We start from the raw sequence: 20,509 nt of genomic DNA on the forward strand, positions 1-20,509 counted from the left end.
AGGTTTGCAGCATCTATTTTAAATTCTGTTGAGTAAGTTGGTTGAGTTTTCATTACTTTTTTACACCGTTTTATCTTAAGGGAAGTTTACCTCAATCGGTGTACAGATTCATTAAGCCACAATAGTCAGCGACTACTTTCAACTTAACGGCTTGGTCAACTCGATGAAGAAGCAAGGCAAGGAGGAGGCTAGTGACATTTTTTTACGTTTCGTAAATATTTGGCGCGACAATGGAAGGTTAAATTTGTTGGCAAATGACATTAAGCAATGCCCTGCCAACCGCAAATACAGTATGTTTTTCAACCCATTCACATCAGCATTAGCTAAAGTTGAGCAAGGAGAATTAACGGTTGAACAGTTTTCTTCAAGTTGGAGTGATATAAGCGAGGTGCAGTGGTCGTTAGCGTTAGAGGCTATTGAGACATTCAAGAAACAATGGTTTGCCAAAAAGCTATACCAAGGTCATTTACAAGTTAAGCTGAAAGAGGCTGAAAAAAACTTTGATCTTGCCTATGCAAAAATCAGTAAGTTAAGCGACGGTATTGACTCTGAATGGCAGCTTGACTCTCATAAGCATCTAATTGGTCCTGAAGCGTATTTGAAGGGAAGCCATGAGTCGATAGATGAAGCTGAGAAGCGCCTGCAGTTAAGCTCGCCTCTAGGGAGCAAAGCTTTAAACCAGTGTCGCAGTGAGCTGTTCGTTAAGGCATTATCCTTAAATGAAGCTATTTTGGAGAATGCTGCAAGTCAGTTTTCTAAACACTGGGAGCAATTAGAACTACTGATTGATGGGCGTTTGGAAACGAAGGAAACTAATCCTGAACATCAACAGCTATGGTCGTTATTGTTTTTATTCTTCCCAGTTGTGAGTACTTCGCTTTCATCCGTTGAGAGCCAATTTAAGCTGATGCTAAAGCCGGGAGGTTTCGGCCTTGCGATGATTGATGAGGCTGGTCAGGCTGTTAACTATCATGTCGCTGGCTTGCTCCAGCGTAGCCGACAGGCAATTTTTGTCGGCGATCCAATTCAACTCGAACCCGTTGTGACAATGCCACATTCAATAGATTTAGCTATAGCAGCAGATTTCCTTCCTATTTCGAGAAAAGATGGGGAGCACCATTGGGGAGATGACTATCAGGTAAGTGCTAGCTCTGCGCAATCAGTAGCTGACAATGCTAGCCATTACATGGCTAAGATTGGTGAGCGTAAGGTTGGTATACCTTTGCTCGTGCACAGGCGCTGTACTGAACCGATGTTTTCAGTGGCCAATAAGATTGCCTATGACAATCGTATGGTACTGGCGAGTCAACCCTTTGAGTGGCGGGCCATACAAAGTGGCTGGATACATGTTGCTGAGCTTCCATCAGATATTCGAAAGCAAGGGTATGCAAACGAAATGGAAGCAAATACAGCGCTTGAACTGGTTAAATTTTTGGTAGAAGAGCAACCAGACATGGTTGAAGGTGGTATTTATATAATCACACCTTTCTCAGTGATGAGACGGGAGCTCAAAAAACTGTGGAAGCAAAGGGCTGAATCCCCAGAAAATCACGAATGGATGCGTGAGGCTTTTGGCATAGCAAAGCAAGAGCAAGATATTGAACAGTACGCTGAAGACAACATTGGCACCGTACATACATTTCAGGGAAAAGAGGCTTCTACGGTTATCGTGTGCACTGCCGCATCAAAAGTTAGAATTAAAGAAGGAGGAATAAGCTGGGTAAATAGTAAGCCAAATTTGCTAAATGTTGCAGTGACAAGGGCAAAGCATCATCTCTTTGTTATAGGTAATATGGAGGACTGGTTATCTGGTACTTTGTCATCTGAGCTGCAACAGGGCGGCATGCTCTGTTACGACAGTATTGACCACTTAAAGTGTCAGAAATCAACTTTATTCCAAGAACAGAGTTTTGAAAATAAGCTTCGTCGGACTGTAGTTGCTGATGTTAAATTTGACTTTGGATAATATTTTGGGAGTGAAATAATGGCAGTTTGGTTAGTCAGGGCCGGTTCTCAAGGCCAGTATGAGCAAAAATTTATTCAGGAAAATCGCATCTATTTGACTTGGGATGGGTTGAATATTCCCTTAGATAAACTTGAAAACAGGGACTTTTTGATCACTAAGCTGGCATCACTTGATAGTGATGCTAAACCGAAAAAGATGATAAATCATGCCAGCCAGATCTGGCCGTTTGGCCACTCAATGCAGTTGGGCGACAGAGTGATTCTGCCTTCCAAAACTCAGCCTGTTATCTACATTGGCAAAATCATCTCTGGTTATCACTATCAAGCAGATGGGATAGATCCATTTTTCCATTGGCGTAGTGTTGAATGGTTACCCGATGCGGTGCCGCGTTCTCATTTTTCTCAGGATTTGATCTACAGCTTTGGCGCCTTTATGACCATTTGCCGTATTACCCGTAATAATGCAGAGTTCCGCCTCAATCAAATGGAAAACTCTGGATGGCAAGTCGAGAGCAAAAAACAGATCGTCAGTGCGGGTATTATCGAGATGCAGGATGGCGAAGCGGTTGATGAGACCGTGGATTCCGATCTGGAAGAACTTGGTCACTCGCAAATCGTCAAGTTAATAGAGGCCAAGTTCAAGGGGCATAATTTAACTCGATTGGTAAAAGCTATTTTGGAGGCCCAAGGTTACACCTGCTGGCAAAGCCCAGAAGGTGCTGACGGTGGAGTGGATATTCTCGCAGGCGACGGGCCGATGGGTTTTGGACAACAACGGATCTGTATAGAGGTGAAATCTGGCGATGGGCTGGTGGACCGTCCTACGGTTGATAAGCTTATGGGAGCAATGACCAAGTTTAACGCCACCCAAGGCCTATTCGTAGCTTGGGGCGGATATAAGTCTAGTGTTCAAAAAGAACTGGCCTCAAGCTTCTTCCGGGTGCGTCTGTGGACACAACATGATTTGTTAGAGCAGCTTTTCTTGCACTACGACAAACTGGATGAAGAGCTTAAAGCAGAGCTTCCATTAAAACGGATTTGGACGGTAGCAAATGTTGAATGAAACGTTTGCTCTATCTAGATAAAGCTAAAGACAGTTGGAGATGCCCTATGAGCGAGACTCTAAAGCTAGAGCGGCTTGTATCGCCAAGTTCGGCGTAACCTGCCAAGTTTGTGACTTTGATTTTGAAAAGATCTATGGCCACATAAGCAAAGGCTTTATTCATGTGCATCATAAGGTTGATCTAGCTATGATTGGTGAAAGCGACCAAGTAGACCCTATTAACGACCTTATTCCCGTTTGCCCTAACTGTCATGCAATTTTACACACTGAAAAGCCTGCTATGAATATCGACAAATTAAGAAAGATCATCTGTATGAGATAGCAGTTTTAATTTTATTTTCAACCGTCTGTTATTCATCCATAAAACTTCTTAATTGAAGTTTTCAATGCTATTAAATAAATCAGAAGAAGAGATAAAGGGGGAGTTGGTTTGGTCTGCTGTATATGGGCAGTACTGATTCCATAACATTGACGTCTAACACACGCCCAGTAGCATTATATTGAACAGTACAAAAGGTCAGTATTTTGTTGCTTGACGCGTTTTAGCTTGTATACCACCAGCAAGGTTTTATTAGTTCAGGCTTTAGTAACAATGATCATTAATGTAATGATTTTTAAGATTTGAAAACAAGAAGGTTGAATCATGAATCTAGCAAAATATGCAGGTTTAAAGTCTCGAACTGCATTTAAGTAGTAGATTGAATATAAGTTTGCAACGTAGCGAAACGAGAAAGAATATGTTCATTACTATTGAAACAGCTAGCTTTAAGTATACAGATCAAATAACTAAATATAGCGATGATGAAACCGGTAAATTTTATCGCTTTATTCATACTGAAAAGGGCAGATTAAGGCTAATATCGAAGGCGTGGAGGATGTTTAATGAACTAATCAAAGACGTAACTCCTGACTACCCTAGCTTTATAAGTATTGGGCCTTCGACAAGATAAATCATATATGATTGCTAAATTAACGCTGTTTGGTTCTTTGATTAAACTAGCTATAACAAATGTGCTGAATATCACCAAAAATGTGATCCTTTTTAATGATCTAAATATAATTTCCTCAATATTTTATATTTTATTTATCAGAGGTTTGGGTGTATTTGTTCTATTTTTTAGAAAATATGTTTTCCGTTTCGTTTTAAGAGACTTAAAATTTTATTGTGATCTATTTTTCTTGTGTACTTCTGCAACCAAAGCGCCTGATACCAACTGGAGTGAACTCTTTAGTATGATTTTTAGCAAGATAGCTGGTTCGGTAAATGGCTAGTAACAGGCTATTTATATCATTGCGGTTGATGACATAATTACAGTTATCAGGAAAGTAGTAGTTTATGTCAGCTAATAGATAGCAGGCTCGTTCAAAATGAGGTTTTAATCCGAATGAGTTTTTCGCCTTTCTGCCATCAAGCATCATAAAGCAGTGATAGTGAATATTATTTTTAGGTGTGGATTGTTCTCGTACCCAAAAAAAACCTACCTTAGATTTGTAGTGAGACTCAAGGGCCCTGACAAGTTGCTTCATTAGTTTACCAATAAGCGTATTTTTACCATTAGTTTGATAAAGCCGAATATCTACACGCACGAGTAATAATCTAGAGTAAATTGTTAACATGCCATTTATCTGGGAAATGATTTTATTCATGATTTTTTTATTAACACCCCCTTTTAACTTTTGGATCGGCAGAATTTGATCTTGGTATACATAAGGTTGATTGTTGTCAGGTATTGGTAGGGGCATAATAATAAAACCCGTAGTATTTAGACCCAACACATTGCCCAGTGGTGCTACACCAAAGGGCTATGCTGAGATTTATTCAATATTTCTATGGTAAAAAGAGCACTTGTGAATGCATAAAGGCCTATAAGGGCTTTAGAACTCCGAAAGCGTCTAAAGCCATTAGGGCGTAAGGACAAAGTCGTATATGTTCAAATTATACCGTTTCTCCTTTTCCACTCTTGGTTTAACCAACCGAAAACATCCATTGATCTCCACCCAATTGTACGGCCATTTTCACGTATGGGTTCAGGGAATAATCCATCCTTTACTAGGCGGTAAATTGTAGAGCGGCTTACATGTACACAGGCATAAGTTTTCTCACAGCTCATAAACTCCCCTGTATCAACACATTTGATATTTTCTTGCTCTAAATGTTTAAAGTAGCTAGCGTTATTACTGATCATGATAACTCCAATCTTAATATTGATTATTTTATGTGTAGCCCCTGTAATCAGGGGCAAATTGAGAAGTACTAATTAGAGTTAGTCACGCGCTGCTGCTTTCTCTGAAAGCCAGTCATCGATCTCCTGCTCTATCCAGCCGACGCAGCGGGGACCTAGCGACAGCTGCTTGGGGAACTGGTTGTTTGCAATCAGTTCATAGATAGTTGAGCGGGAAAGGTCTGTTTTAATAATTAGTGCTTTTAATCTGATGATCTTCATCGGATCTCCTAGTTTGTTGACAGCTTATATAGAACAATTGAAGAATAAGATGTTCAGCTCTTCTAATGTGGAGATTAAGGAAGTGAGTGTGGAGATTAAGGACGTGAGTGTGGCGGTTTAGGGTAATGCTTACTGGCTTAATTACCCTATATTACTGATAATATAGGGTAATTTATAAATAGTTCTTTTATAAAGTTCCTCTTGGAAACCATTCCCTCATAGTCTTTGCTGTAATGTTTAATTGTGGGAGCGCATTATTAGCCAGTAGTGTTGATATAACATTATGGACTGTAGTTGCTTCCTTTATGTCTTTAAGATCTGGGTGAAGCTTAATGAGGCTCCAGACTACTTGGGTTGATTTATGAGAAAACCTTTTACTCCCCGATGTTTTGGTTTTGGTGAATTTTTCATCAACGGTGTTAGCAGCGATCGGATTATTAATACGCTCATCCACACCTAGACTTGCAGAAATTTTATCTGCGCTCTTTTCTGCTGGAATGCTCACACCTTCTGCCGCAATATGGCTGCTTGTTTCAATGATGGTATGGCTTTCGCCATTTAATGGAGTAATGAACTTTTTTATTTCTACTTGTTGGTTACTCTCATGTTGTTTATTGATGAAGTTAGCGATGTGCTCAAGGTCTGATAATAGTATGAATATGGAGTTGGTATTAACTGAAATTGGCTTAACTAGCCCGATTATTATGCTGTTTTCGAAGTCAGGAGCTATTGCATCTATTTGCCAGGACTCAGTATCCCCTGAAAATTTGAACACATCCTGTGAGGGGATAGCCCAAAAGTCTGAAGCAGCTTTACGTCGTACATAATTTTGCGGTTCATAGGCCTGCTTAACGGTTGAAAAGCTTTCAAAACCTTCCTCTCCTTCCTGAAACTCTAAAGCGTATTCCATCAGCTCTAAATCATCCTCAGATATGATCGTTTCTGGTTGTGAATTCATGTTTATACATAATGTAATTGATTGATTACTGGCGAACGCTAGAATGTCCTCTATTTCGCATTTAAATGCTTTAGCAGTTCTCTTGACTGAGGCGTAAGGAACAATAAATGGGAAGTGTGGCGATAGCTGGTTTAGTGGCATGTTGAACCCGTTAATTATGAGTTTTAAATATTGATTAGGGTAGACTTTCTTTCTATCGTGCTTGTCCTGGCTGGATATGATTGCTCCACCAGCACATAAGCTCTCTGCGTCGTTCGATATAGTCTGCTCGGTTATATGCTGCCCTAACGGTGTTTTTATCTACATGAGCTAACGATACTTCGATAAGCTCTGCATCAAAGCCTTGCTCGTTAAGGGTGGTACTAGCCAATGCTCTAAGGCCGTGGGCAACTAAGCGTCCTTTGTACCCCATACGCCTAATCGCCATATTGGCTGTTTGTGTATTGGTATGCGTGTTTGGATTTCTATCGGAAGGGAATATGTATTCCAAGTGGCTACTGATAAGCTGCAGGCGTTTTAACAAAGCGAGAACGTGTGGTGTGAGCGGGATGATATGCTCGCGCTTCATCTTCATCCGCTCAGCTGGAATCGTCCACAGTTGCTTATCTAAATCAATTTCAGTCCATTTTGCCATTGCCGCTTCTGCTGGGCGAGTCATGGTGTGTAGTTGAAATTCAATTAAACAGCGGGTAGTTATCTTTATATTAGAATAGGTTAATACCTCAATAAACTCTGGTAGTTCTGCTGGCTTGAGGGTAGGCATTTGGCGCTTCTCTGGTACGCCAAAGGCAGCTGCTATGCCAATCAGTGGGTTTGAGTGTATCAGGCCAGTATTGACCGCAAAGGTCATCACTTCGTTTAGCCAGCTGATCACGCGCTTGCAGGTTTCGATATAGCCTTTAGCTTCAGCAGGCTTGAGTACTTGAATGACTTGCGGCGCTGTTAAGGCGCTGATGGGTGTTTCACCTAAAGCAGGAAAGAGATAAAGTTCAAGACGACGATACAGCTTTTGACCGTGATTTTTTGAGACCTTTTGCTTTTTAATTACAAACCAAGTGTCGGTTACCGATCTTAGTGTGTTTTCAGCATCGGTTTTAATTGCTGCTTTATGTTGTTGCTGGTGGTGCTGTGGATCAATACCTTGGGCAAGAAGCTCTCGGGCTGCTTCTCTTCTTTTTCTCGCTTCTGCTAGAGGAACATCAGGGTAAGTACCAAGACCAAGGTTGGTTCGTTTCGTTGTTACTGGGCGTGAGTAATTTAGTAACCAAAATTTTGAGCCAGTTGTTTTGACTCTAAGTGATAATCCTCTGCCATCAGAAAGATTGTACTCTTTAGATCTAGGTTTTGCGTTGGCGACAGCTGTAGCAGTGAGGAGCTTGGTGGTATTGGCCATGATTGTAACACCCAAATTGAAGATATAGGTCTGATGTTACATTAGGTGTTACATAAAACCCAAGCTGCTATGAGATCCCCTCAAACGCTAATGGAGCCTAAGTTATTGATTTTAGTATTTTACAGGCAAGAAAAAAGACGCCCTAGGACGTCTTCTTTACTTAAATTGGTGGAGGCGGCGGGACTTGAACCCGCGTCCAGAAAGCCTACATCCTCGGCACTACATGTTTAGTCTCTCTTTTATTTAACCAAGCAGTCTCCGAAAGACAGGATGCTACTTGGTGAGTCCGGTACTGTTTCGCGGTTCACCCCCGGACGGAGTTCCCTCGCTAGCACACTGTAATATGACCATCAGAATCCACTGTCCACGTGCGAAACGTGTGGTTGATGGCTAGCTAGCCTAAGCTGCTAGAGAGTAGTTAGAGTCGTTTGCAACTATAACGGTGCGGCTTTTTACGAGGCCAACCGCCCCTCGACATGCTCCTTGGGTTTCGTGAATCCTGTCGAATCCAGAATCGCCCCCAATTGAGTTAACTATAACGCTTTGTTAGATGAATACCTAGTGTCCATTAACAAAATATAATCGTTTGTTCACTATCTGTTCGTTATAGGCCTGTGTTCAATAACAACTTATCAATTTTAATTGTTTCAGTGGCCTATCAACGAGATTAAGCGTTTTCTTTGTCTTTTTTCATCACACGAGCTTTTTCAATTTTCCACTCGCGTTCTTTGGTATCTTCACGTTTATCGTGATCTTTTTTACCTTTACCTAAGCCAATTTCGACTTTTACCCAGGCACCTTTGCGCCAGTACATTGATAATGGTACCAAGGTGTAGCCTTGACGTTCAATTAGGCCGGCAAGTTTGTCAATTTCACTGCGCTTTAATAGCAGTTTTTTGGTTCTGATTGGATCACATATTACATGGGTTGAAGCTGTATTAAGTGGTTGAATAGTACAACCATGCATAAAGGCTTCACCCTCTTTAATATAGACATAACAATCAGATAAATTTACTTTACCCATGCGAATGGACTTAACTTCCCAGCCCATAAGTTGTAATCCCGCTTCGATTTTGTCTTCTATGCGGTATTCAAAGGTCGCGCGTTTATTGCGTGCGATGCTCGCTGAGGCGTTTGCTGATTTCTTTTTTACCATTATTATTACCGTTCTGATTGCCGTTATTGACCTGAAGGATGGTGCTGGACAACCCGCAGTGAGCCCATTTGATAAACTCTATTATGCTAATACTATTAACTAATAGATATGGGGGAGATTTTTGATATTTCAACGATTATACCCAGTTTCTTGGTGATTGTGTTATTTCCAACGTGATTTAACGCTCTCGGAGATGCCTTTTTTATTTAACGTGATAAAATCGCACTATTGTATTAACGATAGTGATGTCAGATGCCCAAGATTTCCAAAAGTATGCTGGTTAGATTTAGTGCCTTACAGATGTATGATTTAGTCAATGATGTTGAATCGTATCATGCTTTTCTACCGGGCTGTGTCGGTGGTAAGGTGCTTGAGTTTGATGGTCAAACCATGGTGGCATCGGTTGATGTCAGTAAGGCGGGGATCAGTAAAACATTTACCACCCGCAACCAAGTGATCCAAGCTAAATCGATTTCACTTGAATTGGAAAATGGCCCGTTTAAGCACATGCATGGCTTGTGGAAATTTACTGAGCTGACTGAAGATGCCTGTAAAGTTGAATTTGATTTGGACTTTGAATTTTCAAACATGCTGGTTGATATGGCGTTTGGTAAAGTGTTTAAGGATTTGATGTCGTCGATGGTAATGGCATTTACCGATAGGGCAAAGGTGATTTATCGTGATTAATGAAACAGAAAAGTTCTCGGTAGATGTTATTTATGCATTGCCAAAACAGCAGAAAATTATTTCGGTGATGGTGTCGCCAGGTACCACATTCATTGAAGCGGTTAAGCAAAGTGATATTATTAAATTTTTTCCGGATATTAACCTTGAAGAGGTTAAGCTTGGGGTGTTTAGCCGTCAGGCCAAACATGATGAAGTACTCGTACCTGGGCAGCGGGTTGAAATTTATCGCCCATTAATTGCAGACCCTAAAGATGTTCGTCGTAAGCGCGCTGAAAAAGCTAAAGATGAAGGTCGTATTAATAAAATTACTGGTGCTAAAGTTAGCTAATATATTAATCTTAAATTTTTTGCTAATCCTACCATGTTGAATCTAGATTGATTTTATTCCATCAGTTAATTCGAGTTGAGTTAACTAGATTGATCAAATTGTAATATTAGAAAAATGTCATAAAAAAAGCAGGACTCTCGTGAGAGGTCCTGCTTTTTATTGGCATAAATCACATGTTATCGTGGTTTATGTTGGTGCATTATCATTTTCAGCTTGGTTTTTTAACGCAGGACGCTGCTCTTCAACCAAAGGTTTCGCATCTGGGCGAACTTCTGGTAATAAAGGCTTAAGATCCGGTTCGTTAACCGACGGCAATGAGCTTTGATCAAGCGGGGTATTAAATTCAGCACTTAAGTCATAATCACCAGCAACACTGGAGATCTTGTCGCCATTAAAATGAATGATTAATTCTTTATGGGTAATGCTGGCATCTCGACCACTTTTAAAATGATACACATAATACCAAGTGTCATCGGAGAAGCTGTCGCGCAATACTGGACGACCTAAAATATATTCTGCTTGCTCTTTAGTCATGTCGACACGAAGTTTTTCGACTTGCTGTGTTTCCATGTAGTTGCCTTGTGGCACGTCTGGCTTATAAATCAACCAATCAAACACACTGCATCCGCTAAGTGATAATGAAAGCGCTACTGCGCTTACAAGGGTAAGACTTTGTTTTTTGTTTATCATTGTCTGCGCTACTTCCTAAATTCTGTCGGTCATCATACCCAAGCAGTCCCTATGCTGACAAGGGTCTATTAGAAGATGTTGTGGTTTTGAGTCAATTTAGCGGTTGAAGTTCCATTTTCTTCGATAAATAAATTTAGAGTAAATTTTCATTTTTATTTAACGTTGTACAAAAAATGTTGGTAGGATGTTGCTCAATTTATGATTTAGATGCCCTAGATAACGTTTAATAATGTCAATCGCTATTAATACATAAGTCACTGATAATTTTATTTTATGCTTTTATTTTGCATTATAATTATTTCAAAATAAGAAACTATGATGACGAGACAACAATCACCAATAGCAACATTAACCAGAGCGCAAAAAGGCAACCTTGTTTGTGTTGGAACGGGATTACAACTAGCAGGGCAAATAGGCGCCTTAAGTTTGAGTTATATAGAGCATGCTGATGTGGTCTTTTCGTTAGTGCCCGATGGATTTTCGGAACGTTGGTTAATGTCGCTTAATTGTGATGTTCGCTCACTTCAACCTTATTATGCTCAACACGATGAGGTAAAAAATCGTCGTGATACTTATGCAGAAATGGTTGATGCTATCTTAGACGAAGTTCGCCTAGGCAAATTAGTTGTATGTGCCTTATATGGTCATCCTGGGGTATTTGCCTGCGTGGCGCATTGGTCCATTAAACAAGCCCGCAGTGAAGGTTTTGACGCTAGCATGTTGCCGGGTATTTCAGCTGAAGCTTGTTTGTGGGCTGATTTAGGCATTGACCCTGGTAATAGTGGCCACCAAAGTTTTGAAGCAACGCAGTTCATGCTTTATCACCATATTCCGGATCCTACAACGCATCTGTTACTTTGGCAGATTGCTCTTGCTGGTGAACATACCTTAACTCAATTTAGTAGCACTAAAGATAAATTGCAGATTTTGGTTGAACACTTAAATCAGTGGTATCCGCTGACTCATGAAGTGATTATATATGAAGCCGCAAATTTGCCATTTCAATCACCTGTTATAGAGCGTATGCCGTTATCTTTATTGCCAGAGGCTACGCTAACGACGATTAGCACGTTGTTAATTCCTCCAGCGCGTCCGATGACGCTTAACCATGAGATGTTAGTCAAATTAGGCATAGTGGAATCAGATATTGGCTAAGTATTTTGAATGGTTGCTGACAAATGAGTTAATTAGGAAATCGTATGTTTAAAACGACCATATTTTTATCAACAACTTATGGATGGGTGCTATAGAGGATTAGTGAATCAATACTTATCGAAAGTGATGCAGTTTTTATTGATAATAACATTTTAATGGTCTATTTATTGTAGAGATTTGTCATAAAACAATTGGTTATGACGTTTTTTGTCGACGGGCAGACCCAGTAAAGTTAAAGTTGTTACAAATGATAATCACACAGATGTAAATTTAAGTCGTTAATTACAAATATAATCTAGAATATAAGGTTACGATATGTCTAACATGAATACATTTTTTACTAAGCTTGGAACTGACGCCGCTTTATTGGAAGCATATAAGCTTGATCCTCGTGGTGTAATGAAATCAAATGGATTAACACAAGAAGAGATTGATGCTGTGATGTCAGGAGATAAAGCACGTGTTAGCCAGTTGTCTGGTGATAAAGAAATGGCCATGTATATGATTATAAGTAATCCGACAGAGTAATTATTTTTTGCCTCAAATATTGATGTATTTTTTTATTATCATCGTGTTGCTTTTTAGCCGCGCGGCGATAGCTGGCAACGTCGATTATGATAAAGAACTCGATACTATAGAACAATCTTTGAAGACTGACATTGGTTATGCCATTGAAAAGATTGATATCGCGTTATCCTCTGAATCATTACTTACCTCACCACAGCATAGTCGTCTGTATATGTTGCTAGGTACAAAAAATCTTTATTTAGGTCATTTTCTCGAAGCAGATAAAGCTTTAGATAAAGCACTGACTTACGATCCACTCGGTGAAGAACTCACAAATATTTATTTATTGAAAACCACCGCAAATATAGGATTGAGTAACTATAAAAAAGCTTTTGCTCTTTTAGAGGACAACCTTTCTCGTATCGACAGTTATCAAGATCAAAGTATAAAAATAATGTCTTATATTCGTTTGATGAATGTGTATTTACAGCTTGATGCTTATGAGGAAATGCTACGTATAGCGCAATTAGCACTAAGTCTAAATCAAGGTAAAGACCCAAAAAGCGAATGTTTTTCGATGCTATATCACTCAGTGGCTCATTTGAAATTAACCCACTTTGACCAGGCAGAGGCATTATTTACAGACACCCAACTTTATTGCAAAAGCCATGGTTTTACATTGATAGAGATTATGTCTATCAAAGGTAAAGCTAATGTGTTGTTTGATAAGGGGTTGTATGCTGAAGCAGAACCTTTTTACCTTGAGGCTTTAGAGCGTTATCAGAAGTTTCAATTTCAAATTGAAATTAACGAAATACAGTCTTATTTGAGCTCGATATATTTTCATCTGGGTGATTATCAACAAGCTGATATGTTTGCGCAGTTAGTTAATGCTTTACCTAATAAGCCTAGCAACATGCAGGTAAAAAAACGAGTTAGTGAAATATTGTCTTTAATTGCGGGTAAACGTGGTCAGTTTGATAAAGCATATCAGTATCAAGTTGTGGCATCTGCACTTGGTCAGCAATTAATTGATGAACAGAAAATAAAAGAAAATGCCTATCAAATGGCTCGCTTTGATAGTGTGGAAAAAAATCGTGAGAATACTAGCTTGATCCAAGACCATGAATTACTGATGAAACAAAAAGATTTATTCATGAAAGAGAAAAGCTCATCAATTATGTTTTCAACATTATTAGTAGGGCTTTCTGTAGGTTTATTGTTGTTATTAATCTCTGCTTGGATGCAACGTAATCAATTTATGAAGCAAGCGCAGCGAGATGGATTGACAGGTATCTTTAATCGCCGCACCGGGCAAGAAATGGCAGAAAATGAATTTATTCAAGCTCAAATGCTTGGTGAGTCATTCTCTGTGTTGTTGATGGATTTAGATTTATTTAAAAATATTAATGATCAATATGGCCATGCTACGGGTGATTGGGTGTTAAAAAAGGTCACACATGTGATTGGTGATATGTTGAAGCCGACTCATATATTTACCCGAATGGGCGGTGAAGAGTTTGCTATCTTTATGCCAAAGCAAACTGAAGATATCGCGGTTGAATTTGCCGAGCAGATCCGCAATGCAATAGCCAATATTAACACTCGTTTCTCAGGACACGATTTTACTGTCACGGTGAGTTGTGGTGTGAGTAGTGTCGATAAGGATGACCTAAGCCTCGACCCGTTAATTCGCCGTGCGGATTTAGCGCTGTATAAGGCCAAGCATAATGGTCGAAATTGTGTCATCTGTTATAACGACACCATCAAATAACGATAGTTATTTAGCTTTATATCTCTCCCGGAAGTGTCTACCTTGAGTAAATCAACATATGTTAAACCAGCTTGTCACTTGTGATAGCGTCTAAACGTTGGCACTATACTCGTTGTTTAACGTTACTGTGCTCTGGTTTATGAATGTTAATCAAACTACTTATTTACCGTAATCTTTAGTGTATTGATTAGTCATAGGCTCGGTATAAGTGTGCCTTGTAAGTCGAACAGCGGGTAAATTGAATCGTGCAGGTTTGAAATTAATCTCGTTTTATCGTGTGATGTCATTTTTAATAGTCTGAGCTAAGGTTATGCATTTACAGTGTCTGCACTAAATTGCTCCAAGGAAAATCCTACGCCACAAATGCTAACGGCATTTCCATTTATTCATTAGTTGCAACATTAGTTTATTCAATTCATTACGTAGCGTTTGCGATACCTTGTTGCCACTCTATCTGAGCTAGAGCTGAATCATTAGCGATTTATCGACAGATGCCAATTAACATACAGTGAACTAAGCCTCGTTATTACCGACATATTCCGCCAGATCTGAGCACTGTTTATTACTCTTCGCTGCACCATTGTGGTTCTTAATTGCCCCATTTATGAAGTTTTTTCAATTATTTTTAAAAAAAATGCATTTTATTTAAAACAAACCAATCTGCTTGAGCTTGTTGATCGGGTGACGTAACTCACATTTTAAGCTATTAAAATGGCTTTTTTGATTACGTTTACGTAAAGGTAAGTTTAAAACAGTTGTTTAAATTTGATTTGTAATTGGCTTTGGGTAAGTCTTTGTTTTTAAGTAATAAAATGTTGTTACGTATAGGTAAGCTAGAAACGTTGCAAAATTGTTTAATTCAATAATATAGACTAAAGTTTGGTAAATAAATATTTACAGTTGGTTTTTATATTACAACCTTTTTTACCATTATCATTTGCTGGTCAATTGGTAAGATGAATTTTACATAGCTGCTTTAAAGTATAAGCTCTATTATGTAAAAAGTATAAGTAACAGAGGCTTGAAGTGCTTAACTTGTGTTGGTAAGACCATTTTATGTGATCGGAGGCACTGTTTTTCGAGTCGTTTTGGTAAGGAGCAGACTGTTGCAATTACAAACGTTTTTGGTTAGTTTTTAGTACGAAATAGACATTTGAAAGTTTTTGGTAAACAGTCAGCTTCAGTTAAATGTTATTAGAAATGGTTTATTTGAACGCTAATAAGTACAGCGATGATTTGGTACAGACAGGCGGGATAAATAGACAGTAGATAACATCACTACACAGTGAAGCATGACAATCAATATCAAAACAGACAGCATTTAGGGAGCCATTATTATGACGGCAGAACAGTTAGTTGCTCAATACAGTAAGTCCACAGCAAATGCTGATGATTCGGTTAAAACTGATCTCACGTTTATTGGGCCTACTGTTAATGGCCAAGAAGAAGTTTTTAACCTTGGCGCCGTGGCTTTCCTTGATTCGTTATGTGCAAAATTTGTTGATGAAGTACCCGAGCTATTAGCTAAGCGTAAGCAAAAACAAGCCCGTATTGATAATGGTGAGTTACCTGATTTTTTACCTGAAACTCGTGCAATTCGTGATGGTGATTGGACTATCCGTGGAATGCCTGACGATCTCACTGATAGACGTGTTGAAATTACCGGCCCTGTTGATCGTAAGATGATAATCAATGCTTTAAACGCTAATGTAAAAGTGTTTATGGCCGACTTTGAGGATTCATTAGCACCGAGTTGGCAAAAAATTGTCGAAGGACAAATTAACCTTCGTGATGCCGTGCGCGGTGATATTGAACTAACTGTCCCTGAAACAGGTAAGCATTATTCGTTAAATCCGGATCCTGCAGTGTTAATTACTCGTGTACGTGGTTTGCATCTTATTGAAAAGCACATTGAATACAAAGGCAAACCCATTCCTGGCGGTTTAGTCGATTTTGCTATGTACTTTTACCATAATTATCGTCAACTTTTAGCTAAAAAATCTGGACCTTACTTTTATATTCCTAAGTTAGAAAGCCATATAGAAGCGCGTTGGTGGGCGAAAATGTTTGCCTTTGTAGAAGAACGTTTTTGCTTACAGCCTGGCACCATTAAATGTACTTGTTTAATTGAAACATTACCTGCGGTATTTGAAATGGAGGAGATTCTTTATGAACTTCGTTCAAACATTGTCGCGCTGAATTGTGGCCGTTGGGATTATATCTTCAGCTACATCAAAACCTTAAAGAACTATCCTGATCGTGTGCTACCCGACCGTCAAGCGGTAACTATGGATACTAAATTTTTAAGTGCCTATTCACGCTTATTAATTAAAACTTGCCATAAACGTGGCGCATTAGCCATGGGCGGAATGGCAGCATTTATTCCTGCCAAAGATGAAGCAACTAACGAACTGGTATTACAAAAAGTACGTGGCGATAAGGAGTTAGAAGCTCGCAATGGTCATGATGGTACTTGGGTTGCTCATCCGGGTTTAGCCGACACAGCGATGAAAATTTTCAATGATTACATCGGTGGCGATAGAACCAATCAATTACACATTACTCGTGATGTCGATGCACCCATTTTAGCCAGTGAATTACTTGAGCCTTGTCAAGGCGAGCGAACTGAAGCGGGCATGCGGTTGAATATTCGAATTGCTTTGCAGTACATCGAAGCGTGGATCCAGGGCAATGGTTGCGTACCGATTTACGGTTTGATGGAAGATGCTGCCACAGCAGAAATATCGCGTACTTCTATTTGGCAATGGATCCAGCATGGTAAAAGTTTATCCAATGGCAAACTGGTCACTAAAGCATTGTTTAAAGACATGTTGAAAGAGGAAACGGCCAACGTGAAAAAGGAACTTGGCGCGGAGCGTTTTAATGCCGGTGAGTTCGCCAAAGCGGCAGAATTATTTGAACAAATTACTACCTCTGATGAGCTAGTCGATTTCTTAACATTACCAGGATATGAACTGTTAACGGCGTAATGTCGGATAACGATATTAATTACAACACTACTGAATTAGGCAAAGTTGAATGATTCACTTTGCCACCCTCATACAGGAAGGGGCGACACTATGACTACACAACTAACTCGTCAGCAACAGGTTGATGCAATTAAGAAAGATTGGGCTGAAAATCCACGTTGGAAATCGGTTAAGCGTCCTTTTACTGCTGAAGAAGTTGTCGCATTACGTGGCTCTGTTGTGCCAGAAAATACCATTGCTAAAATGGGTGCTGCAAAATTGTGGGAACTGGTTAACGGCGGCGCTAAAAAAGGCTACGTAAACTCACTGGGCGCACTTACTGGTGGTCAAGCTGTACAGCAAGCAAAAGCGGGAATAGAAGCGATTTACTTATCAGGCTGGCAGGTAGCTGCTGACGCTAACTTAGCGGGCACAATGTATCCAGACCAATCACTTTACCCAGCAAACTCAGTACCTGCAGTTGTGAGCCGTATTAATAACTCATTTCGCCGTGCTGACCAGATTCAATGGGGCAAAGAAGTAAATCCTGGTGATGACAATTACACTGACTATTTCCTACCTATCGTTGCTGATGCAGAAGCCGGTTTTGGTGGTGTATTGAATGCATTTGAACTAATGAAGTCGATGATTGATGCTGGTGCTGCAGGTGTTCACTTTGAAGACCAATTAGCGTCTGTTAAGAAGTGTGGTCACATGGGCGGTAAAGTCCTCGTACCAACTCAAGAAGCGGTGCAAAAGTTAGTTGCTGCACGTTTAGCGGCAGATGTCAGTGGTGTTGATACCTTGGTTATTGCACGTACAGATGCTAATGCTGCTGATTTGATGACTTCAGATTGTGATGAATATGACCGTGAGTTTGTTACTGGTGAACGTACTAACGAAGGTTTCTACCGCGTTAGAGCTGGTTTAGACCAAGCTATTTCACGTGGTCTTGCTTATGCTCCTTATGCTGATTTAATTTGGTGTGAAACAGCTAAACCTTGTCTTGAAGAAGCGAAGAAATTTGCTGATGCCATTCATGCACAGTATCCAGATCAACTACTTGCTTATAACTGTTCACCTTCGTTCAACTGGAAGAAGAACTTGGATGACGTTACGATTGCTAAGTTCCAGCAAGAGTTGTCTAACATGGGCTACAAGTACCAGTTCATCACGTTAGCGGGCATTCATAACATGTGGTACAACATGTTCGATTTAGCCTATGACTACGCACGTGGTGAAGGCATGAAGCATTATGTTGAAAAAGTACAAGAGCTTGAATTTGCTGCGGCTAAGAAAGGTTATACCTTCGTATCGCACCAGCAAGAAGTGGGCACAGGTTACTTTGACCAAGTGACTACGTGTATTCAAGGCGGTAAATCGTCAGTAACAGCGCTAACGGGCTCGACTGAAGAAGAACAGTTTTAATCGTTAGTCCCAACCGTTTTACAAGTTTGGTCACTTTGTGACTGTTGTAACCCCGTGCGGCTCACCTACAGGTCGTACGGGATTTTTATCCAAATAGAATGGTTTATAAGTCAATGCTTAGTTGTTGAACCTGATTGTTTGGATACTTCCTACCCGTAAGTTTTTTCCAACCACATTATTGTGATTGCGGCTCTTGTGAGCCGTTTTTTTTTGCCCAATATTTATCGTTTATGTAGATGTCACTTTTGCACCCAAATGAACCCCGCTTATCTCGAACGACACTAGCTCAAAAATTGCAATTCCTGAATAAAGTGATGTAATAGCGATATAACATGTCATTTATTCGTTGTGCTAGCATCAGTGTGATTAATTCACTAATCAGTGGGCGCAGGGATATGAGTATTATTGTTTTACTTTGATACGTGAGCTAGCTTAAGCGAATAGCAATATCTACAAGACACCGTGATGAAATTGAGTATACTAAAAACAATGTTTGTTATATTTAGGTTAATTTTTGAAGGCGATGACTCAACAAAAAGGGGCTGATTACTGGACCAAGCGGATTAGTGATCAAGAAATGCCTGCATTATGTTCAACAGTGCGTGATTTAGAAAAGTTGGCAAAAGACGATGTGTCTTCGTTATCTTTGTTAGGTCGAAGTGTCATGCACGACAATGCACTCACCTCGCGTATTTTGCGAGTGGCAAACAGCGCCACTTACAATAAAGGTATTAATCCTGTTTCGACCGTAAGCCGTGCAGCGGTTGTATTAGGTTTTGATACAATTCGCAACATATGCATTACCGCAAAACTACTCACCAGTTTACTTGAAAATAAGCACCTGAGCGAAAGTGTCTATCAACGTTTATTAAAACTGATGGCGCAATCTTTTCAGGCGGCGATGCTCGCTAGAATGATGATGAGCGACCGTGGAGAATCGCTACGTGAAGAGGTATTTATTGCCTCGTTATTGTATCGGATAGGTGAAAGTGCTTTTTGGAGCATGGGCGGTGAATTAACCGAACAGCTTGATAAAAAGTTGTTAGCGACTGACGATAAAATTGAACAAAGCTCATTAATTCGAACTGAACTAGGTACCTCTTTTACCCAGCTGACCCAAAGCATTGCCAGAAGCTGGGGCTTAGGTGAAGTACTGATTAAGTCTTTAGCACAGCCAGACGAGCGCATGCCTGAGATCCGTTGTATTTTTTTAGCCGATAAGTTATCAGAAATCGTGTCACAGCCTAAAGTTAACGCTGAAGAGCTGCACAAACGCCTATCTCAAGCCGCAGAAATGTTAGACATCAGTGTGGATGAATTTACTGAAAAGTTTATTGATTGCAGCGAAATAACCCATAAATTAGCCATTGAATATGGTGCCAAAGCCATAGTGTCTTACTTACCTAATACCGCAGACGTATTAGAGCATGTCGACGCTCCTATTGAGCTCACTGAGATAAGGCAAACCAATCAAGGTTATCAGTTAAGTAAATTGAGACAATTAACCCATTATGCCGTGGTTAAAACTGATTTTAATCAAATAATGCACACCACATTGGAAGGAATGTTAACCGGCGTTGGTTTAGATAGGTGTGGTGTATTGTTACTCTCTCCAAGTCGTAAATTATTACAACCAAGGGTGATGATGGGGGATGGCGCTGAATTATTAAAACAAGCCTTTGTGATAGAACTAGACGATCCTCGATCCGTTTTTACTCAATGTATTGGGCAAAAAAAGAGTGTGTGGGTAAATTCACCCACCAGTAAAGAATGCAAAGTTCAAATTGATGATGTACTCGTTGAACGCTTTTCTCAAAATGGCTTTTTATTAGCGCCGCTCTTTGTTGGACAGAAAGTGTTGGGATTATTTTATGCCGATAGGCAGGGTACTGGACGTCGTTTTGAGCAAGAGGACTTCGACAGTTTCACTCACTTTAGTGAGCTCGCTAATGTGTGTTTTGGAGTGTCGATGACATAGGATGGGTATTGAAT

Annotated in this window: 18 protein-coding genes and 1 other RNA gene; 11 read left to right on the forward strand and 8 right to left on the reverse strand. The window is 39.9% G+C overall.

From position 1 onward, the window contains the following. Positions 1-163 precede the first annotated feature (163 nt). Genes H5181_RS14260 through H5181_RS20925 form a run of 3 tightly spaced genes read left to right on the forward strand, consistent with a single transcriptional unit; the run spans position 164 to position 3,350 of the window. Positions 164-1,966, forward strand: coding sequence for a DEAD/DEAH box helicase (locus H5181_RS14260; protein WP_182751352.1), 1,803 nt, complete (start codon positions 164-166; stop codon positions 1,964-1,966). 18 nt (positions 1,967-1,984) lie between these two features. Next, on the forward strand, positions 1,985-3,028 hold the full coding sequence (locus H5181_RS14265; RefSeq protein WP_182751353.1) for a restriction endonuclease: 1,044 nt from the start codon (positions 1,985-1,987) through the stop codon (positions 3,026-3,028). Positions 3,029-3,068: 40 nt separating this feature from the next. Continuing rightward, positions 3,069-3,350, forward strand: coding sequence for an HNH endonuclease (locus tag H5181_RS20925; protein WP_182751354.1), 282 nt, complete (start codon positions 3,069-3,071; stop codon positions 3,348-3,350). A gap of 848 nt (positions 3,351-4,198) precedes the next feature. Here the strand turns inward: H5181_RS20925 and H5181_RS14275 are convergent. The 7 genes from H5181_RS14275 to smpB all read right to left on the reverse strand — a co-directional run bounded on the left by H5181_RS14275 (position 4,199) and on the right by smpB (position 8,979). Next, positions 4,199-4,801, reverse strand: coding sequence for an inovirus-type Gp2 protein (locus H5181_RS14275; protein WP_182751355.1), 603 nt, complete (start codon positions 4,799-4,801; stop codon positions 4,199-4,201). 158 nt (positions 4,802-4,959) lie between these two features. Then, the gene (locus H5181_RS20995) at positions 4,960-5,214 is read right to left on the reverse strand and encodes an AlpA family phage regulatory protein (RefSeq protein ID WP_220491732.1); all 255 of its coding nucleotides are present in this window, start codon (positions 5,212-5,214) and stop codon (positions 4,960-4,962) included. 78 nt (positions 5,215-5,292) lie between these two features. Further along, positions 5,293-5,472 (reverse strand): AlpA family transcriptional regulator, encoded by a 180-nt coding sequence (locus H5181_RS14285; protein ID WP_123884274.1) that lies wholly within the window; start codon positions 5,470-5,472, stop codon positions 5,293-5,295. Between the two features lie 187 nt (positions 5,473-5,659). After that, a complete protein-coding gene (locus H5181_RS14290) occupies positions 5,660-6,430 on the reverse strand; it encodes a hypothetical protein (protein WP_182751356.1) in 771 nt (256 codons plus the stop codon). 193 nt (positions 6,431-6,623) lie between these two features. Then, the gene (locus H5181_RS14295; protein WP_182751357.1) at positions 6,624-7,823 is read right to left on the reverse strand and encodes an integrase domain-containing protein; all 1,200 of its coding nucleotides are present in this window, start codon (positions 7,821-7,823) and stop codon (positions 6,624-6,626) included. Positions 7,824-7,989: 166 nt separating this feature from the next. After that, positions 7,990-8,345: a transfer-messenger RNA gene (gene ssrA, locus H5181_RS14300) on the reverse strand. Positions 8,346-8,490: 145 nt separating this feature from the next. Further along, on the reverse strand, positions 8,491-8,979 hold the full coding sequence (smpB, locus tag H5181_RS14305) for an SsrA-binding protein SmpB (protein ID WP_011636568.1): 489 nt from the start codon (positions 8,977-8,979) through the stop codon (positions 8,491-8,493). A 252-nt stretch (positions 8,980-9,231) separates the two neighbouring features. Here smpB and H5181_RS14310 point away from each other — a divergent pair, with 252 nt between their 5' ends. Beyond that, a complete protein-coding gene (locus tag H5181_RS14310) occupies positions 9,232-9,666 on the forward strand; it encodes an SRPBCC family protein (protein ID WP_011636569.1) in 435 nt (144 codons plus the stop codon). Then, positions 9,659-9,994 carry an RnfH family protein gene (locus tag H5181_RS14315; RefSeq protein WP_011636570.1) on the forward strand — a complete coding sequence of 112 codons (336 nt, stop codon included), beginning with the start codon at positions 9,659-9,661 and terminating at the stop codon, positions 9,992-9,994. The genes H5181_RS14310 and H5181_RS14315 overlap by 8 nt, the downstream gene beginning before the upstream one ends. A gap of 186 nt (positions 9,995-10,180) precedes the next feature. On the opposite strand, the gene H5181_RS14320 is transcribed toward H5181_RS14315, so the two are convergent. Further along, the gene (locus tag H5181_RS14320) at positions 10,181-10,684 is read right to left on the reverse strand and encodes an outer membrane protein assembly factor BamE (RefSeq protein ID WP_011636571.1); all 504 of its coding nucleotides are present in this window, start codon (positions 10,682-10,684) and stop codon (positions 10,181-10,183) included. 315 nt (positions 10,685-10,999) lie between these two features. Here H5181_RS14320 and H5181_RS14325 point away from each other — a divergent pair, with 315 nt between their 5' ends. From H5181_RS14325 to H5181_RS14350, 6 genes are all read left to right on the forward strand, one after another. Continuing rightward, positions 11,000-11,839 carry an SAM-dependent methyltransferase gene (locus H5181_RS14325; protein WP_123884565.1) on the forward strand — a complete coding sequence of 280 codons (840 nt, stop codon included), beginning with the start codon at positions 11,000-11,002 and terminating at the stop codon, positions 11,837-11,839. 315 nt (positions 11,840-12,154) lie between these two features. Then, entirely contained in the window at positions 12,155-12,367 is a 213-nt protein-coding gene (locus tag H5181_RS14330) for a hypothetical protein (protein WP_011636573.1), read from the forward strand. A gap of 7 nt (positions 12,368-12,374) precedes the next feature. Then, positions 12,375-14,120 carry a GGDEF domain-containing protein gene (locus H5181_RS14335; RefSeq protein WP_182751358.1) on the forward strand — a complete coding sequence of 582 codons (1,746 nt, stop codon included), beginning with the start codon at positions 12,375-12,377 and terminating at the stop codon, positions 14,118-14,120. A gap of 1,337 nt (positions 14,121-15,457) precedes the next feature. Continuing rightward, the gene (gene aceB, locus H5181_RS14340; RefSeq protein ID WP_182751359.1) at positions 15,458-17,110 is read left to right on the forward strand and encodes a malate synthase A; all 1,653 of its coding nucleotides are present in this window, start codon (positions 15,458-15,460) and stop codon (positions 17,108-17,110) included. 90 nt (positions 17,111-17,200) lie between these two features. Continuing rightward, on the forward strand, positions 17,201-18,517 hold the full coding sequence (gene aceA / locus H5181_RS14345) for an isocitrate lyase (RefSeq protein WP_011636576.1): 1,317 nt from the start codon (positions 17,201-17,203) through the stop codon (positions 18,515-18,517). 523 nt (positions 18,518-19,040) lie between these two features. Further along, positions 19,041-20,495 (forward strand): HDOD domain-containing protein, encoded by a 1,455-nt coding sequence (locus H5181_RS14350; RefSeq protein ID WP_011636577.1) that lies wholly within the window; start codon positions 19,041-19,043, stop codon positions 20,493-20,495. Positions 20,496-20,509 lie beyond the last annotated feature (14 nt).

This window comes from Shewanella sp. SG44-2 (assembly GCF_014164215.1).
GTDB lineage: Bacteria > Pseudomonadota > Gammaproteobacteria > Enterobacterales > Shewanellaceae > Shewanella > Shewanella frigidimarina.

Bases quoted from the DNA above. Each gene is read 5' to 3' on its own strand.
- H5181_RS14325 (WP_123884565.1), top strand. From the start codon at position 11,000: ATGATGACGAGACAACAATCACCAATAGCAACATTAACCAGAGCGCAA.
- H5181_RS14350 (WP_011636577.1), top strand. From the start codon at position 19,041: ATGACTCAACAAAAAGGGGCTGATTACTGGACCAAGCGGATTAGTGAT.
- H5181_RS20995 (WP_220491732.1), bottom strand. From the start codon at position 5,214: ATGATCAGTAATAACGCTAGCTACTTTAAACATTTAGAGCAAGAAAAT.
- H5181_RS14310 (WP_011636569.1), top strand. From the start codon at position 9,232: ATGCCCAAGATTTCCAAAAGTATGCTGGTTAGATTTAGTGCCTTACAG.
- smpB (WP_011636568.1), bottom strand. From the start codon at position 8,979: ATGGTAAAAAAGAAATCAGCAAACGCCTCAGCGAGCATCGCACGCAAT.
- H5181_RS14265 (WP_182751353.1), top strand. From the start codon at position 1,985: ATGGCAGTTTGGTTAGTCAGGGCCGGTTCTCAAGGCCAGTATGAGCAA.
- H5181_RS14285 (WP_123884274.1), bottom strand. From the start codon at position 5,472: ATGAAGATCATCAGATTAAAAGCACTAATTATTAAAACAGACCTTTCC.
- aceA (WP_011636576.1), top strand. From the start codon at position 17,201: ATGACTACACAACTAACTCGTCAGCAACAGGTTGATGCAATTAAGAAA.
- H5181_RS14290 (WP_182751356.1), bottom strand. From the start codon at position 6,430: ATGAATTCACAACCAGAAACGATCATATCTGAGGATGATTTAGAGCTG.
- H5181_RS14320 (WP_011636571.1), bottom strand. From the start codon at position 10,684: ATGATAAACAAAAAACAAAGTCTTACCCTTGTAAGCGCAGTAGCGCTT.
- H5181_RS20925 (WP_182751354.1), top strand. From the start codon at position 3,069: ATGCCCTATGAGCGAGACTCTAAAGCTAGAGCGGCTTGTATCGCCAAG.
- aceB (WP_182751359.1), top strand. From the start codon at position 15,458: ATGACGGCAGAACAGTTAGTTGCTCAATACAGTAAGTCCACAGCAAAT.
- H5181_RS14330 (WP_011636573.1), top strand. From the start codon at position 12,155: ATGTCTAACATGAATACATTTTTTACTAAGCTTGGAACTGACGCCGCT.
- H5181_RS14295 (WP_182751357.1), bottom strand. From the start codon at position 7,823: ATGGCCAATACCACCAAGCTCCTCACTGCTACAGCTGTCGCCAACGCA.
- H5181_RS14260 (WP_182751352.1), top strand. From the start codon at position 164: ATGAAGAAGCAAGGCAAGGAGGAGGCTAGTGACATTTTTTTACGTTTC.